Origin of the sequence: Kocuria rhizophila, from assembly GCF_003667225.1 — a bacterium.
GTDB classification, from domain to species: Bacteria; Actinomycetota; Actinomycetes; order Actinomycetales; family Micrococcaceae; genus Kocuria; species Kocuria rhizophila.
The window spans coordinates 1-684 of the sequence record NZ_RCOM01000166.1 but is presented as its reverse complement, the minus strand read 5'-3'; the positions used below and the strand labels follow the sequence as shown (position 1 = coordinate 684).

Sequence of the window (684 nt, the reverse complement as noted above, 5' to 3'; positions counted from 1 at the left end):
GGCATTATCAATCTTTTCCAATTCACTACCGGTCTACACAGAGGGCAGCGCTGAACTAGTTTTACCTAATCACTTTGAAAATCTGCGAATTAGCACGCCGCTAGTCTACAATAGTAAGGCCGTAGTCATTTCCAAGATCACCTCCAAGAAAGGCATTTGGAAACTTCTTGGCCAACAACTATGCTGGGAAAATGCAGCAGAATTTCTGGTCGACCTCCCTAGGGAGAACGTATTTTCTGAGCAAGGCTTCGCCAAGGCAGGAAAGTTCAATTGCAGCACGGTTATCTGCAATGGTTCTCCTCACACTCTCTTCCAAAACATACCGTCAAGGCACACAAGCTTGAGTTAGCATTTATCGCATCAGCGAAGGCAGTCGAACTTAATGACAAAAATGCCGATGCATTGCTAACCCACGGAATTATCCTATATCACAAAAATGATATAGAAAATGGTGACAAATTCATCTCCAAGGCAAATCGAGAGGGAAAATCCGAGTCCGTTTGCCTACTTAGAATGGGGATTGGCCGATACCACTACTCAAAAAGTATCAACAATCGCGATGCAGCAATCAAGATTATTGAAGAATCGATCGACCTGTTTGATCGATCTAGACACAAACTAAATTCCGCTGATAAATATTACGCCAAAAACAGTAGAGATCTACAAAAATACATCGCCTTATCC

1 protein-coding gene is annotated in these 684 nt (G+C 42.5%); it reads left to right on the top strand.

What is annotated here, in order from left to right; all coding sequences use genetic code 11:
• Positions 1-270 precede the first annotated feature (270 nt).
• Positions 271-684 (top strand): hypothetical protein (locus D9R02_RS12470; protein WP_147435369.1); only part of this gene is annotated, 414 nt, incomplete at its 3' end.